The 15,611-nt window shown below is 61.4% G+C and carries 7 protein-coding genes; 5 read left to right on the top strand and 2 right to left on the bottom strand.

Going from position 1 to position 15,611, the window contains the following annotated elements:
• Positions 1-65 precede the first annotated feature (65 nt).
• From ACILSI_RS09230 to ACILSI_RS09220, 3 genes are read left to right on the top strand one after another with little or no spacing between them, the layout of a single operon-like run.
• Positions 66-3,470, top strand: a complete 3,405-nt coding sequence (locus ACILSI_RS09230) for a DUF1592 domain-containing protein (RefSeq protein WP_395721582.1) — start codon at positions 66-68, stop codon at positions 3,468-3,470.
• On the top strand, positions 3,467-4,762 hold the full coding sequence (locus tag ACILSI_RS09225) for a DUF1552 domain-containing protein (protein WP_395721581.1): 1,296 nt from the start codon (positions 3,467-3,469) through the stop codon (positions 4,760-4,762). Before ACILSI_RS09230 ends, ACILSI_RS09225 begins: the two co-directional genes overlap by 4 nt.
• Before the next feature lie 48 nt (positions 4,763-4,810).
• Positions 4,811-7,423 (top strand): PQQ-dependent sugar dehydrogenase, encoded by a 2,613-nt coding sequence (locus ACILSI_RS09220; protein ID WP_395721580.1) that lies wholly within the window; start codon positions 4,811-4,813, stop codon positions 7,421-7,423.
• 287 nt (positions 7,424-7,710) lie between these two features.
• Here ACILSI_RS09220 and ACILSI_RS09215 read toward each other — a convergent pair whose 3' ends face one another.
• Positions 7,711-8,451 (bottom strand): helix-turn-helix domain-containing protein, encoded by a 741-nt coding sequence (locus tag ACILSI_RS09215; protein WP_395721579.1) that lies wholly within the window; start codon positions 8,449-8,451, stop codon positions 7,711-7,713.
• 71 nt (positions 8,452-8,522) lie between these two features.
• On the opposite strand from ACILSI_RS09215, the gene ACILSI_RS09210 reads away from it, so the two are divergent.
• On the top strand, positions 8,523-12,323 hold the full coding sequence (locus ACILSI_RS09210) for a PVC-type heme-binding CxxCH protein (RefSeq protein ID WP_395721578.1): 3,801 nt from the start codon (positions 8,523-8,525) through the stop codon (positions 12,321-12,323).
• Positions 12,324-12,334: 11 nt separating this feature from the next.
• A complete protein-coding gene (locus tag ACILSI_RS09205) occupies positions 12,335-14,359 on the top strand; it encodes a DUF5722 domain-containing protein (protein WP_395721577.1) in 2,025 nt (674 codons plus the stop codon).
• Between the two features lie 291 nt (positions 14,360-14,650).
• Here ACILSI_RS09205 and ACILSI_RS09200 read toward each other — a convergent pair whose 3' ends face one another.
• Positions 14,651-15,562: a helix-turn-helix domain-containing protein gene (locus ACILSI_RS09200; RefSeq protein WP_395721576.1), complete on the bottom strand. Its 912-nt coding sequence runs from the start codon at positions 15,560-15,562 to the stop codon at positions 14,651-14,653.
• Between the last annotated feature and the right edge of the window lie 49 nt (positions 15,563-15,611).

The following is a 15,611-nucleotide window of genomic DNA, read 5'->3' as shown; positions in this document are numbered from 1 at the left end:
GGCAAAAGAATGGCCTGATTCTCCTGCCCCCATTCTACTGCCTACCTGCCTTTCCAAATCCGACCATGAGACTTCTGCTCTTTCTTCTCCTCACCGCCTTCGCTCACGCTGAGGAGCGCTACATGCTTGCGGCGGACAATCAGGTCATCGAGATCGACCGGAGTGGCAAAGTCCTCTCTGTGCTGAAGCATCCCGGCCATGGCGGCATCTACGATGCGGCGCGGCTGCCAGACGGCGGCATCGCGTATGCGCACCGGGGCGGGCTGGCGATTTTTGATGCGGCGAAGAAGCTCATCATGGAGCACAAAGCCGTCGCAGGCCCCAAAGGCGCGGAGGCGAACAGCGTGGCCGTGCTTGAAGGCGGCAAGAAGTTCGCGCTCATGGACAGCGGCGTGAATCAGATCTGCATCGTCGATCAAAGCGGCAAGGTGATGAGCGAGACGCCACTGCCCGATCTCAAGGACGATCCGCTGCACTTTCGCTATCGCATGATTCGTGAGGTGTCCGGCGAGAACGCCTTCTGGGTCGGCCAATACGGGCGCAAAACGGTGCTGAAGGTGGAGAAAGGCACGGGGCGTGTGTTGCAGACCATTCCGCTCGATCCGCTGCTGAAGCCATCGCCAACCGTGAAGAAGGCTTTTGCCACGTTGCAGGATGCGGATGGCTCGTTGTGGGTCGCCACATCGACGGGATGCCAGTTGCTGCATGTGGATGCGAAAGGCCAAAAGCTCGGCTGCTGGACGAAAGAAGACCTCGGCCTGCAATGCCGCTACACGCTTGGGATGTCACGTCTGACCAATGGCAACTTGCTCATGGCCTGCGGGGATTATCACATGCAGAAAACAGACGAAGGCCGCGATGTGCTGGCCGAGATCGACAAGACCGGAAAAGTCGTGTGGAAGCTCACGCGAGATCAGTTGGTGGATCAAATCGATGGCTACATTGATAAGAAAAGCGGCCTTGAAGAACTGCACATCACGAATGTTCACGTCTTTGAATCACCCACTCCAAAATCCGCTGCAACGAACCCAATCCACGGCTTCATCGACAAGCATTGCATCGACTGCCATGACGACAGCGTCGCCAAGGGCGACTTCGACATCACCGCGCTGCCTTTTGACCTCAGCCATGCCGACACACGCAGCCGATGGGCACGCGTGTTTGACCTCATCGAAAAAGGCGAGATGCCGCCGCCGGAGAAGTCGAAGGTCAGTGCGGAGGAACGCAAAGCCGTCGTCTCGCAACTAAGCGCGAGCCTACTCGCCGCCGCAAAGGAAGAGACAGCGAAAAATGGCCGCGGCCCCGTTCGCCGGCTCACGCGGGTCGAGTTTGAGAACAATCTGCGCGTGCTGCTGAAGCTGCCGCATCTCGACATCCGCGACAAACTACCCGAGGACCGCGATTCGCACGGTTTCACCAAGGTCTCCGCGTTGCTCGACATGTCGCATGTGCAGCTCGATGCCTATCTCGAAGCCACCGAGACCGCTCTGCGCACAGCGATGGCAGGCCCAAAGCCACCCGCAGCGCCGGTGACACAGCGCTTCACCGGCACCGACCTCTTTCCCACGCTGGAAACGTTCGGTGAGCGCGAGGCGATGTTCTTCGCCAGGGACAATCGCCTGGCGCCCATCACCAACGCGCAGCTCAAAGACATGACACCGGAGCAGCGTCGCGATCCCACGCTCGAAATGGCGCTTTTCCGATCCGCGACATGGCCTTACTACGGCTATCCGCGTGGTTTCCGAGCCAGGGAGAGTGGTGCGTATCGCGTGCGCTTTGCGGGCCGTGCCGTGCGGCAAGTGCGTGACTTCCGTCTCGTTCCCGCGCACGAACCCATCGCGATGAGCTTCCGTGCCCGTCAGCCTTCCGGCCCGGATGTCTCCGGCGATGTGCGTGAGACCGGGGGTTGGTTGGATCTGCAACCGGAGGCGCGTGAGTTTGAAACGACGATTCATCTCAAGGCAGGCGAAACCTTCGAATACAGTCCGCTCGGCCTGCCGGTGCCTTTCATCCGCACCGATGGCGGCTTCTTCTATGATTATCCGCCGATGCCGCCGGAGGGCCATCGCGGCGTCGCGATCCAGTGGCTCGAAGTCACCGGCCCGATTCGCGAGAAAACATGGCCGCCGCCTTCCCATCACGTTTTGTTCGATGAGGTGGATGTCGCGAAAGCCACCGCCGCCGATGCGGAAAGGCTTTATCGCCGTTTTGCCGCGATGGCCGCTTTGCGTCCGATGAGCGAGGAAGCCCACCAACCGTTCTTGAAGCTCATTCAGGCCAAAATGACCGCTGGAGCCACTTTTGCCGATGCGATGCTCGCGGGCTATCAGGCGCTGCTTTGCTCCTCGCACTGCCTTTACCTCACCGAACCGCGAAATGGCGCTCCCGATGCTCATTTCGCCATCGCGAACCGTCTCTCGCATTTTCTCTGGAACTCGCGCCCTGATGACGAACTGGCCCAACTCGCGAAGAACGGCCGTTTGCATGACAAGGCCGTGTTGCGTGCGCAAACGGAGCGCCTCATCGCGGATCCACGCTTCGAGCAGTTCGTGCGCACTTTTGCCGAAGAATGGCTCGACCTGCGCAAACTGCGTCGCGACATCCCGGACGAGCGTTTGTATCCCGAGTATCGCAAGGACGACTACCTCGTGGACTCCATGGAGCACGAGACGCGCGCCTTCCTCCGCGCCATGATTCGCGAGAACCTGCCCGCGAGCAGCGTCATCGCCGCCGACTTCACTTTCGTGAACGACCGCCTCGCCGCGCACTATGATCTGCCACGCGTCAGTGGCTCCGCCATGCAGCGCGTGACTTTGCCCAAAGGCAGCCCCTTTGGCGGACTCATCACGCAAGCCGCGCTGATGAAACATACCGCCAATGGCACCACCACCTCGCCCGTGCTGCGTGGTGTGTGGATCATGGAAAAACTGCTCGGCCAGCCGCCGCCGCCACCGCCCAAAAGCGTGCCCGCCGTGGAGCCGGACATCCGCGGTGCCACCACCATCCGCGCCTTGCTCGCGAAACACACGGAATCCAAATCCTGCGCTTCCTGTCATGCCCGCTTTGATCCCGTCGGCTTCGCATTGGAGAACTTCGATGTCATGGGGGCCTGGCGGGATCGCTATCGCGGCATGGAGCGTGGCGAAAAAATCACCGGCATCGATCCCGCCGGCCATCCCTACACCTACTTCGTCGGCCAACCCGTCGATGCCGCCGGCAAACTCCTCACGGGCGAAACCTTCCACGACATCCACGAACTCAAACGCCTCCTCGCCGCCCACCCGCGTCAACTCGCCAAAAACCTCCTCGAACACCTCACCCTCCACGCCACCGGCACGCCCGTGGGATTCGCAGATCGTGCAGAGATCGAGGCGATGCTCGATGCTTGCGCAGCGGATGGCTATCGCGTTGGCGATCTGCTTCACTTGCTGATTCAAAGCCGAATCTTTCTTGGAGGACAGAAGTCATGAACACCCCTCACGTTTCCAAAACTCTCCCACGTCGTCGTTTCCTCCGTGGCATCGGCGTCACGCTTGGACTGCCGCTCTTGGAGCAAAACTACGCCCGTGCGGCATCGCAAACGCCTCCAAAGCGAATGCTGCTCATCTCCAACAACCTCGGTGTGTTGCCCCAGCACTTCTTCCCAAGGGACAAAGGCGCGGGCTACACGCTCTCGCCCTATTTGAAGGAACTCGCGGCATTCCGAAACGACTTCACCATCTTCAGCGGTCTGTCACATCCTGCCGTCACAGGCGGCCACAGCACGGAAAACTGCTTCCTCACCGCCGCGCGTGATCCCACACGCAGCGGCTTCCGCAACAGCATCTCGCTCGACCAGCTCGCGGCAGAAAAGCTAGGCCAGCAAACGCGCTTTCCCACGCTGAACCTCGGCGTGAACATCGACAAGGCCAACCGCAGTCTCTCGTGGACCCGCGATGGCGTGCTGCTGCCCGCCGAAGACAGCCCGGCCGCCTTGTTCCGCAAAATGTTCCTTCAAGGCGATGCCAAACAGACCGCTGCCTCGCTCAAGCGGCTCCAGGATCGCGGCAGCATCCTCGACACCGTGCGCGATGACATCAGCAGGTTCCAACGCAACCTCGGCGGCACAGACAAAAGCCGTCTCGATCAGTATCTGACCTCCGTGCGCGAACTGGAGCAGCGCCTCGCCATTTCCGGCGAATGGGAGCAAAAACCCAAACCGCAAACCAAGGCCGCCGAGCCCAAGGACATCGCCGACAAGGCCAAGTTCTTCCCCAAGATCCAACTCATGCTCGACATGGCCCGCCTTGCCTTTGAGTCCGACTCCACGCGCATCATCACGCTCATGGTGGACGGTTTTGCCACGCCTGTTTTTGAAATCAACGAGCAGCAGCGAACCCGTGACGGCTACCACAACCTCAGCCACCACGGCCAGTCGAAGGAAAAGCTCGCCGAACTCGAAAAGGTGGACCTCCAGCAGATGCGTCATCTGCGCGATCTCCTCACCGCGCTCGCCGCCACACCCGCCGTCGATGGCGCACGCCTGCTCGACCAGACGATGGTCCTCTACGGCAGCAACCTCGGCGATGCGAACATCCACAACTGCACCAACCTGCCCATCCTCCTCGCCGGCGGCGGTCTGAAACACGGCCAGCACCTCAGCTTCGACACCGTGCAGAACAAACCGCTCTGCAACCTCTTCGTCACCATGCTCCAGCATCTCAGCGTCGAGGCGGACCGCTTTGTCTCCAGCACCGGCACGATCTCCGAGATCCAAACCTGAACCTGCATGACCGCCGCCGATGCGCCTTCCTCCTTCACCGTTTCAACCATGAAAACACAGTTCATCCTCACCGCAGTTCTGCTCACTGCTTTTCGCCTCCACGCTGTCGAGCTGGTCGATCCAGCTCGCTATGAAAAAGAAATCCTCGTGCCAGCGGCGCGTGATGCGGTCCAGTTGGAAGTCCTCCCAGGCGGTGATGTCATCTTTGCCGAGTTCTGGGGCACGATTAAACGTTGGGACGCAAAGTCAGGCGGTGTGAGCATTCTCGGCTCGGTGCCGACTTATGCGAAGGGCGAGATCGGACTGCTCGGCATGGCGGTGGCGCGGGATTTTGAGCAAAGCGGGCATCTCTATGCGCTTTTCTGCCCGGTGGCGCAGCAGGACACCGTGCGCGTGAGCCGCTTCACGGTGAAGGATGGTAAAATGCCGGCGGAGTCGGAGAGCGAGCTGCTTTCATGGCCTTATGATACCGAGCATGTCTTCCACATGGGCGGCGCGATGTGGATGGATGCGAAGGGCGATCTCTACATCGGCAATGGCGACAACTGTCACTATGATCCGGGCTTGCCCCAGGACACGCGGCCGGATCGCAAAAACTGGGACGCCTTCCGCTCCGCCGCCAACTCGCGCGACCTGCGCGGCAAGGTGCTGCGCATTCATCCGAAGCGGGAAGGCGGCTACTCCATCCCCGAGGGCAATCTTTTTGCCGATGGCAAGGACGGCAGGCCGGAGGTATTTGCCATGGGCGTGCGCAATCCCTTCCGCCTCTCCGTGGATGACAAGACGGGCACGCTCTACTTCGCCGATGTCGGCCCGAATATCATGCCGGTGCTCGGCGTGAAGCCGGATGGCTACGAGGAACTCAATGCCACGCAGACCGCAGGGAACTTCGGCTGGCCGCTCTTTGTCGGGCCGAATGAAGCCCTGCCGCTCTATGACTTCGCCGCGAACAAGGAGGGCAAACGCTACGACCCGCAGTCGCCGGAAAATTTGTCGCCGCGCAACACGGGCATCCAAAAACTGCCACCTGCCAGGCCCGCGCTCATCTGGTATTCCAGCCTGCCTTCGAAGGACTTCCCCACCGTCGGCAGCGGTGGGCGAACGATCATGGCCGGACCGGTGTATCGCTATGACGCGGCGAATCCTTCTCCTATCAAGCTTCCCGAGGCACTCGATGGTCGCCTCTTCATCTACGAGTGGATGCGCAACTGGATTCAGACCGTGAAGATCGGCACCCCAGGGCCTGAGATCGAGCCCTTCGTGCCGACGTGGAATCTGCGCCGCCCCATCGACATGAAGATTGGTTCCGATGGGGCGCTCTACATGATCGAGTATGGCGACCAGTGGTGGGAGAACAACGACAGCCGCATCGTGCGAGTCGTGTATCGTCGCGGCAATCGTGCGCCCGTTGCACGGATCAGCGCGAGTGAAACAGCGGGCAAACAACCGCTCGCGCTCACCTTTGATGCTTCCACCTCCACCGATCCCGATGGCGATGCGCTGAAGTTCGTCTGGAGCATCGCGGGCAAGGAACAGACCGGCGGCGGAGCGAAGTTTTCGCACACGTTTGATCAACCCGGCAGCTATGAAGTCAGCGTCACAGCGCTCGATCCCAGCGGCGCGAAGAGCACGGCGAAGGAGATGATTCACGTCGGCAATGGCCGGCCCGTCGTGCGCTTCGAGTCGCCAGCGCATGGTTCGTTCTTTGATTGGGATTCCAAGATTCCTTACCAGGTGTCTGTCACCGAAACCGATGGCGACGCGGTGCAAACGAATCTCGCCACCGTGCAGGGCGAGTTTCGCGGACGCCGTTTTGCCAGCGAGGGTGACAAGGATGTGCTCGATCCCGGCCTCGCCATGATGCGCGCCAGCACCTGCTTCGCCTGCCACATGGCCGACACACCATCCGCTGGTCCGCCTTACAAAACCGTCGCTTTGAAATACAAGGACGACCCCGCTGCTGTCGAACGTCTCGCGCAGAAAGTCCTCAGCGGCGGCACGGGCGTTTGGGGGCAGCTGCCCATGCCGCCACATCCGCAGCACAGCCTCGAGCAACTCCGCCGCATGGTCGCCTGGGTGCTCTCGCTCAAGGACGATCCCGCCAGCCCGCCGCAGTCCGGAGCCAGCGGCACCTTCACCGCGCCGAAGAAGCCCGAAAAAGGCACACGCGTGGACGAAGGCGTGCTCATCCTCACCGCCGCTTATACCGATGATGGCAAGCAAGCCACCCTGCCTCGCCTGCGTGGTGAAGGCACGGTCGTGCTGCATTCCCGCCGCAAGAAAGCCGCCCTCTATGATGAGAACCACGGCATGGCCTACGTCGAGCACGCCTACGGGGAGAAGGCCATCGTCGGCCACTTCAAAGACGGCACCCACATCCTCTGGCGCGACCTGAACCTCACCGGCATCACGCACCTCACCGTCCGCGCCGGCTGCTTCGACACCAAGGGCGGCACCCTCGAACTCCGCAGCGGCTCACCCACCGGCCCCGTGCTAGCCAGCGTCGAAGTCAAACCCACCGGCCAGGCCGACTCCGGCGAGTTCCTCTCCCTTCCCGCCACCCTCACGAACGCCACCGGCCTCACCGACGTCTGCGTCATCGCCCGCTGCGCCGACAAGAACACCGAACTCGGCCTGAACTGGATCGAGTTTCAACCGTGATCCGATCTGCCGAGGAACGAGCCCTCACCGTTGCCTGCATCTCTGTGAAATCAGTTTGGCAGACTGTTAGCCGTGGCCCTTTCAGGAACTCCGCGATGCGATGGGTTTGAGCACCGTCCACCCTGGCTCGTGAGCGTGGCATCAGTCGGAGATCCATCGGCAGGATCAAAGGCGGCTTCAACTGCCCGATGATCAGTGAACCACTGGACTCTGAGCCCAACCAACTACTGCCCGATCAACTGAGATCAGCAATTCGGGAATGAAGACCGGAGCGGTGACGAGCGCGGCTACCCCTGATGCCGCATGCGAAACTGCTTCGGCGTTAGGCCGATGCGTTTGCGGAAGTGTTGGGTGAAGGCGCTTTGGTCGCAGAAGGCGTGGGCTTGGGCGATTTCGATGACTTTGTCGGTGGTTTGGATGAGGGCTTCGGCGGCGGACTCGATGCGGATGCGGAGCATGAGTTCATAGGGCGTGACGCCGAGGGCTTGGTGGATCTTGCGATACAGGGTGCGCTCGGAGAGGCCGCATTCGCGGGCGAGTTCGGCGGTGCTGAGGATGCGGCTGGTGTTCTTCTGGATGTGGCTGACGATGAGGGTGACTTCGCTGCTAGGCTGATGACGGCTGCGACCTTCATCGCGGCGGGTGAGGCCCATGAGGCCGATGATTTTGCCGTTCTTGCCTCGCAGCGGCACCTTGGTGGTGAGGAACCAAGTCAGCGTGCGCTGCTCGTCATACCAGACTTCGAGGCGATTGATCAACGGTTTGCCCGTGCGGAAGACGAGCGCGTCATCGGCTCGGTAGGCCTTGGCCGCTTGCTCGGGGTAGAAGTCTTCGTCGAGTCGGCCAATGACATCGGCTTCACCTTCGAGGCCCAGGCGGGTCCACATCGGCTCGCTGGCAGCGATAAGGCGGCTCTCGCGATCCTTCACAAAGAAGAACACGTTGGGCTGCTGATCAAACATGAGCCTGAATGCCTGTGGATCGGTCATGCTGGCAAAAAACGCGCTTTGGATGGACTTGGGAGACATGGCAGGATGATAACAACTTTTGGCAGATCTAGGCCATGTATTTGCAAATGGAAGGGCGTTTTACTGCACCCATGAAATCCTGCCGTCTCTTCTCCTTCTTCACTCTTTGCCTGCTCGCCTGCACGGTGGCCTCGGCCCACAACACGGTGCTCACGCTGCGTCAGGATGATGCGACGAACACGATCTCGGTCTATCGCGAGAATAACAAGGAGGCAATCCTCACGCAGAATGTGCGGCCGGATTTTCGGCCTTACCTTCATCCGATTGTGGCACCGGATGGGAAGGGCTTGCTGACGGAGTATAGCCCAGGGCATCACAAGCATCAGACTGGGCTCTATTGGGGGCTGAAGCAGGTGAATGGGCGCGACTATTTTCACAATCCGGGCGCAGGCTTCTGGCGCAAGGTTTCGAGCGCGGTGCTCGTGCCGAAAGGCGAGGTGGTGAAGTGGACGACGGTTTATCAACTGCTCGGTGCCGACGGCAAGCCGGTGATGAACGAGACGCAGGTGTGGACGATGCGCGATAACGATGGCCGTTACTTCCTGGAGCTTGAATGGAAGGGTGAAGGGCTCGTGGACTTGACCATGGCCAAGCAGCCCTACGGCGGACTCTTTCTGCGCATGCCGTGGAAGCCTGGCATGGAAGGCAGCGTGATGAACAGCGTGCGTCAGGGCAACGGGCGTGCCGAAGGTCAGCGCTCGATCTGGGTGGATGTCGGCCTGAAACTGGATGGTCGCGAGGACCAGGCGCACATCGCGATTTTTGATCATCCGAAGAACGCGGGTTACCCGCAGCATTGGCGTGTGGATGGGCAGATGGGCGTGGGGCCTTGTCGCGCGATTACGGGCGATTGGAAGATTGCCAAGGGCAAGTCCGAGACGGTGCGGCATCAGTTCTTCGTCTATACGGGCAAGCTCAACGATGTGGTAGTCACAGATGCGTGGAAGGCCTACACCGGCCAGGGTTCGGATGCAGTGATGTGGGGCATCGCCAAGGCGGCGGGCAAAGAGGCGGCTTTTCTTACCGGCGAACAAGCGGTGGCGAAGATGACGGTGCCCGAGGGTTTCGAGGCGAAGCTCGCCGCCGTGGAGCCGATGATCACACAGCCGATGGCGTTTTGCTGGGATGATCGCGGGCGACTTTGGGTCGCAGAAAATCGCGACTATGAAACACGCAGCGCAGGATTCTCTGCCGATGGCAACAGTCGCATCCTGATCCTCGAAGACACGAATGGCGATGGGAAGTTCGACAAGCGCACCGTCTTTCTCGAGGGCATTCCGTTTCCATCGGCCATTGCGGTGGGCTTTGATGGACTGTGGCTCGGTGCGCCGCCGAATCTGCTCTTCGTGCCGGACAAGAATCACGACGACAAAGCCGATGGCCCGCTGGAAGTGCGGCTCACGGGCTGGGGCATTCAAGATCGTCATGAAGTGTTCAACAGCTTCAGTTGGGGACCCGATGGTTGGCTCTATGGCTGCCAGGGTTTCGCCACACGCTCGACCGTGGGCAAGCCTGCCGATGGCGGCAAAATCTTGCGCAAGGGTGATCCGTTCCCCGTCGAGATGCCGGTCAAAGATGGCCAATACATCGACGGTGGTGTTTGGCGTTATCATCCCACGAAGGATCGCTTTGAAGTCGTCGCGCACGGCTTCAGCAATCCATGGGGCCTCGACTTCGATGACCACGGCCAGATTCTTATCACTGCCTGCGTCATCCCGCATCTCTGGCACGTCATCCCCGGCGGCATCTATCACCGCCAGGGTGGCAGCCACATCAATCCTTATGTCTTCGATGACATCAAGACCATCGCCGATCATCGTCATCGCTCCGCGCATGGCGGCGCTCGTGTGTATCTCGCGGATGAGTTCCCAAAGGAATATCGCGACCGGATCATCATGGCGAACCTGCACGAGCATGATGTGATCACGGATATCCTCAAGCCCAGCGGCTCGGGCTTCATCGGTCATCATGGCAATGAACCGCTCTTCGCCAATGACAACGCCTGGGTGGGTTTCAGCATGGAGATCGGACCCGATGGCGCGGCGTATGTGCTCGACTGGCATGACACCGAAATTTGCGGCAATGCCACGCACGACAAAGACACCGGCCGCATCTACCGCCTCGCGCCGAAGGGCCTGCCAGGGAAGTCAGGCATCAATCTCGCTGCGCAGTCCGATCTCGAACTCGTCGGCCTGCTGACGCATCGCAATGACTGGTATAGCCGTCGTGCTCGTGTGCTGCTTCAGCAACGCGCTGCGGCTGGTCAACTCAATGCGGCAGTGCCCGCAAAGCTGTGGGAACTCTTCGCGCAATCCAAGACCTCCGCGCATCAACTCCGCGCACTCTGGGCGTTGCACATCACGCAGAATCTCCCTGCGGATCGTTTGCTGCCGTTGCTCGATCATGCGGAGCCGTATGTTCGTGGCTGGGCCATCCAGTTGCTTGGCGAAGATCGCGCTTACAGCCCGGCGGCCCTGGCAAAGTTCACCGCGATGGCGGAGAAGGACAGCTCGCCCATCGTGCGCCTTTACCTCGCGGCGGCGCTTCAGCGCATGAACGTGGCGGAGCGTTGGCCCATCGCGCAGAACCTCGTCGCTCATGCCGAGGACGCTGCGGATCATAACTTGCCGAAGATGCTTTGGTTCGGCATTGAGCCAATGGTCGAAGCCGATGCCACGCGGGCGATGGCACTCGCCACGCACAGCAAGATCCCGCTGCTCGCGCCATACATCGCCCGCCGCGCCATCGCTGCCAAACAGCTCGAACCCGTGGCCGCCACACTGCTGAGCAACACCGATTCCGCCCTGCGTCTCCAGCTTCTCGAAGGCGTGCGTGATGGACTCAAATCGCTGGGCCGCAATGTGGTCACAAAGCCGAAGAACTGGGACGAAGCCTTTGCCGCGCTCGATGCCACCAAGGAGGCAAAATTGAGCGACTTCACCGCTCAGATCGGCCAGCTCTTTGGCGATGCCAAAGCCGCCGCAGCCCAGCTCGCCGTTCTCAAGGACAAGGCAGCACCCGTTGAGCGTCGCCGCCAAATCCTGGCCGCCTTTGCCCGCGATGCCTATGCCGCTGCACTGCCCGTGGTGCTGTCCCTGCTCGATGAACCCGCCGTGCGCCGTGATGCCATCCGCGCTCTGGCTTCGTTCGATGCTCCGCAGATCGCGCCGACATTGATCCAGCGCTACGCCAAGCTTTCCGCCGCCGAGAAAGCCGAGGTCGTATCAACGCTCTCCGCACGCCGCAGCACTGCGAGCGCCCTGGTCGCTGAGTTGAAGAAGAACACCATACCGAAGACCGATGTCACCGCATTTGACGCCCGCCAACTCTACCGCGTCCTCGGGCCATCGTTTGTCGAGTTCTGGGGTCCCATCACCCAGCTCGCCAGTGATAAGCAGGCTGAGATGGCAAAATACAAAGCCATGCTCACTGATGCCGTGCTTGCCAAAGCCAACACCGGCCATGGTCGCGCCATCTTCGAGCGCACCTGCATCGCCTGCCACATGCTCTACGGCGCAGGCGGCATTGTCGGCCCTGATCTCACCGGCTCCAATCGCGCCAACCTCGACTACATCCTCGCCCAGATCATCAACCCCAGCGAGGTCATGCAGGAGAGCTATCAACTCGTCATCGTCACCACTCGCGATGGCCGCACCCTCTCCGGCACGGTCGCCGCTGAAGACAACCAGCAGCTCACGCTCCGCCTCGTCGGTCAGGACAGCATCGTCACCAAATCCGAGATCCTCTCCCGCGAGAAATCCCCCATCTCGATGATGCCAGAGGGCTTGCTCAAAACCCTCAAAGACGACGAAGTCCGCGACCTCATCGCCTATCTGCGCACCACCGCGCAGGTCCCGCTGCCGAAGCCGTGAGAACGCACGCGATGAAAGACTCACTCTGCCTCCGCATGCTTGCTGCGCTCGTCGTTTTCAGCAATCTTGTCCGCGCCGACGAACCACCGCTACGTGTGGCGATCACGCCGGATTCGCTGCGCTTTGCGTGGCAGCCCAGCGCGGGTAAGACGGAGATTCGCGAGTTGATGCTGCATACTTCGGCGGCGGGAGAAGGTCGCGTTTTGTGGAGCGGCGAGGGTGAGGAGGCAACGGTGCCTCGCTTCGATGGCAAACGCGACCGGCTGTTCGCGAAGTTTGAACGTCGCTCGGGTGGGAAGGCTCTTGGACCGCCGCAGCATGTCACGGATTTCTCCGCGCTCCCGCAGCGGACGAACTCCCTCGGCTCGCTCGCGAACAAGAAAGGGATCGCCTGCCTACTCGACGTGGAGGATGGCAAGGCGCTCGGCTTCGGGCAGTCGAACCAGAACATCAACATCGGCTGGCTGATCGATTGGCAGAGCGTGGAGCCCAAGCTCAGCTTCGAGTTTGAGGGGAGAAAGATCGGACTTCGTCCGGCTGCGGTCGCGGCGCTTGATCGCGACTTGCAGGCGCTCCACGCGGCCAAGATGCGGGTGACCGGCATCCTCGGGAATACCGTTCCGAAGACCATGTCACGGACATCGCCGCTCGTGCATCCCCTCACCGATCCGGCGACGGTTCCTGAGGGCCCGGCGGCGTTCAACACGGCGACGGAGGAAGGCGTTTTCTTCTACCGTGCGATCCTCCATTGGCTGGTGGATCGCTACACGCGCGAGGACGCGAAGTTTGGCCAGATCGCCGGGCTCGTGATCGGCAACGAAGTGCAGAACCACTGGGGCTGGTATCACATGGGCGCGGTCGAGCCGGAAGTTTTGTTGCGCGAATACAGCGTCGCGCTCCGCATCGCCGATCTGGCCACGCGCAGCGTTCATGCGGACTTCCCGATCTTTATCTCGCTCGACCATCACTGGACGCTTACCGCGACGACGGATCGGACGCACGACTTCACCGGCCTGGAGGTTCTGGAAGGAGTCCACGAGCGTGCGAGACGTGAAGGCGATTTTCCATGGAACCTCGCGCATCATCCGTATCCAGAGAACCTCAGGAAGCCAAGTTTTTGGGATGACCGCTCCGCGCCCCTGCGCTTCGACGCGCCGCGGATCACATTTCACAATCTCGAAGTGCTGCCCGCCTTCCTGAGCCAGCCGCGCTTCCTGTTCGAGGGCAAGCCACGCCGGATCGTGCTGACCGAACAAGGCTTTGACTGCCCGCCCGGTCCCGACGGTGAACTCGCGCAAGCCGCCGCTTTCGCGCTCGCGTGGAAGAAGGTGCAGGCGCTGCCGGGCATCGAGTCCTTCCTGTATCATCGCCATGTCGATCATCCGAACGAAGGCGGTCTCCTCTTCGGCATCCGCGAGCACGATGGCAGTGCGAACGTCAACGGCGTTGGCCGCGCGCGGAAGCTATGGGACGTCGTGCAAAAGGCCGGCACGCCGGAGGAAGAGGCCGCATTCGACTTTGCTCTGCCCATTGTCGGGCGTAAGGACTGGAGTAATGTCGTGGCGACCAAGTTCGACCCGCCGCGTGCGGTGAAGCGCGAGACGGGGTGCGTGGTCTTCGACTTCGTCGCACAGCGAACGAAAGCGCAGCAGGAGAATGTGCAGTCAGTCCAGCTGCGGCGCATCGGCCCGCCGGACGAAGTGCCGGAGGATGCTCTGCAGCAGCATCCGAAGCCGAAAGGCCGCGCCCTGCTGACCTACCGCGTCGCCATTCCCGCTACGGATGCGAAGCGCTGCCTGCTCACCTTTGACGCGCTGCTGAACAACCCGAAGAGCAACGGTGCCGCCTTCGCCATCGAGATGGACGGACGCGAAGTCTTCGCGCGCCAGCTCAAAGGCGCAGAGCGCGTGCCGGCAGAGATCGATCTCGCCGACTTCCGTGGTCGCGAAGTCAGCATCGCCTTCATCGTCGATCCCCTCACCGACCCCGCAGGCGACTGGGCGACCTGGGTCGCCCCGCGCGTCGTGCTGCGCTAAGATCGAGGCCGCGCGTTCAGCCCCGTTCCATTTGATTCAACCATGAAATCATTTCTTCGACACCTCTTCGCCTTGCTGCTCGCGCCGCTGGCGGCATCAGCATGATCTTGGAGTCAAAACACAGCCCAAACCCCGAGCAGCTGCCGAGGCGCTTGCAGGAACTCCGGGAAGCGATGGGTTTGAGCGCCGTCCGGCTTGGCTCGTGAGCGTGGCGAAAGGCGGTCATTTTCACCCTCTGAAAACTATTTTCGGCAAATGAGCGCATGGCTGGCGACGACCCTCCTCCACTGTTCATTGCTCTTTCAGCCGCTTGATCGTGCGTGGGGGCGATTTGAAGTGACGGGTGAAGATACGGCTGAAGTAGAGCGGATCGCTGATGCCGACGGCGTAGGCGACTTCTTTGACGCTCAGGGTGGTTTCGCGCAGCAGTGTGCGGGCGCGGTCGAGGCGGGTTTCGAGCAGCCATTGAGTGGGCGGGCGGCCGGTGTGCCGCTGGAAGACGGCGCGGAAGTGCGAGGGCGAAAGTCGCAGGCGTGCGGCGAGTTCGGTGGGTTTAAGCGGCTCGGCGAGGTGGCTGCGCATGTGCCGCAGGAGTTGATCGAGTTTGTCCTCCGTCGTCGTCGCTTCGGTCGCCGATGGGGAGTGGCGGTGCCAGGTCCATTGCGCGACGAGCGCGGAGAGCAGTTGGGAAGCGAGGCTGAGTTGGCCAGGCTTGTGAACTTGCTCCAGCGCACAAAGGGCCTCTTCGTGAAGGGTTGTCTGGACAGGGTCGTTGCCGACGTGGACGATGTGACCGCCGGTGGCGAGCGCTGCGGCCATTTGAGCGGCGGCGTCTCCCCGACAGTGGAACCAGCGCAGAATCAAGGCTTGCTCGGTTTCGTAGCCGTAGGCATGCGGCGTGGTCGGTCCGAGCACCATCACGTCGCCGGGATGAATGACATGCCGTTGGCCGTTCACCTCGCACCAGCCGCTACCTTGAAGAAGCCAGGCAAAAACAAATTCGCCAGCGCCGTGCGGTCGCGAACGGTCATGGCCGGCGGCATGAGGAAAGTGACCGGCGCTGGTGGCGAGGAAGCTCTGGCAGCAAGGTCCGCGCGCCTCCGCCATGCGGTAATGATCGACTTTTACGATGCGCCAGCCGCTCGGGACAGGCCAGCCGACGGGGTTCGCAAAGGACGGGGTTCGGGTGGGACGTGATTTCATGGCGATGGCTCAATCAGCGAATTGTCCATGGGCGCGGCGTTTCGTCCAT

This window comes from Prosthecobacter sp., assembly GCF_044232965.1.
GTDB lineage: Bacteria > Verrucomicrobiota > Verrucomicrobiia > Verrucomicrobiales > Verrucomicrobiaceae > Prosthecobacter.
This window is presented reverse-complemented; position numbering and strand designations above follow the sequence as displayed.

Bases quoted from the DNA above. Each gene is read 5' to 3' on its own strand.
- ACILSI_RS09215 (WP_395721579.1), bottom strand. From the start codon at position 8,451: ATGTCTCCCAAGTCCATCCAAAGCGCGTTTTTTGCCAGCATGACCGAT.
- ACILSI_RS09225 (WP_395721581.1), top strand. From the start codon at position 3,467: ATGAACACCCCTCACGTTTCCAAAACTCTCCCACGTCGTCGTTTCCTC.
- ACILSI_RS09220 (WP_395721580.1), top strand. From the start codon at position 4,811: ATGAAAACACAGTTCATCCTCACCGCAGTTCTGCTCACTGCTTTTCGC.
- ACILSI_RS09210 (WP_395721578.1), top strand. From the start codon at position 8,523: ATGAAATCCTGCCGTCTCTTCTCCTTCTTCACTCTTTGCCTGCTCGCC.
- ACILSI_RS09205 (WP_395721577.1), top strand. From the start codon at position 12,335: ATGAAAGACTCACTCTGCCTCCGCATGCTTGCTGCGCTCGTCGTTTTC.
- ACILSI_RS09200 (WP_395721576.1), bottom strand. From the start codon at position 15,562: ATGAAATCACGTCCCACCCGAACCCCGTCCTTTGCGAACCCCGTCGGC.
- ACILSI_RS09230 (WP_395721582.1), top strand. From the start codon at position 66: ATGAGACTTCTGCTCTTTCTTCTCCTCACCGCCTTCGCTCACGCTGAG.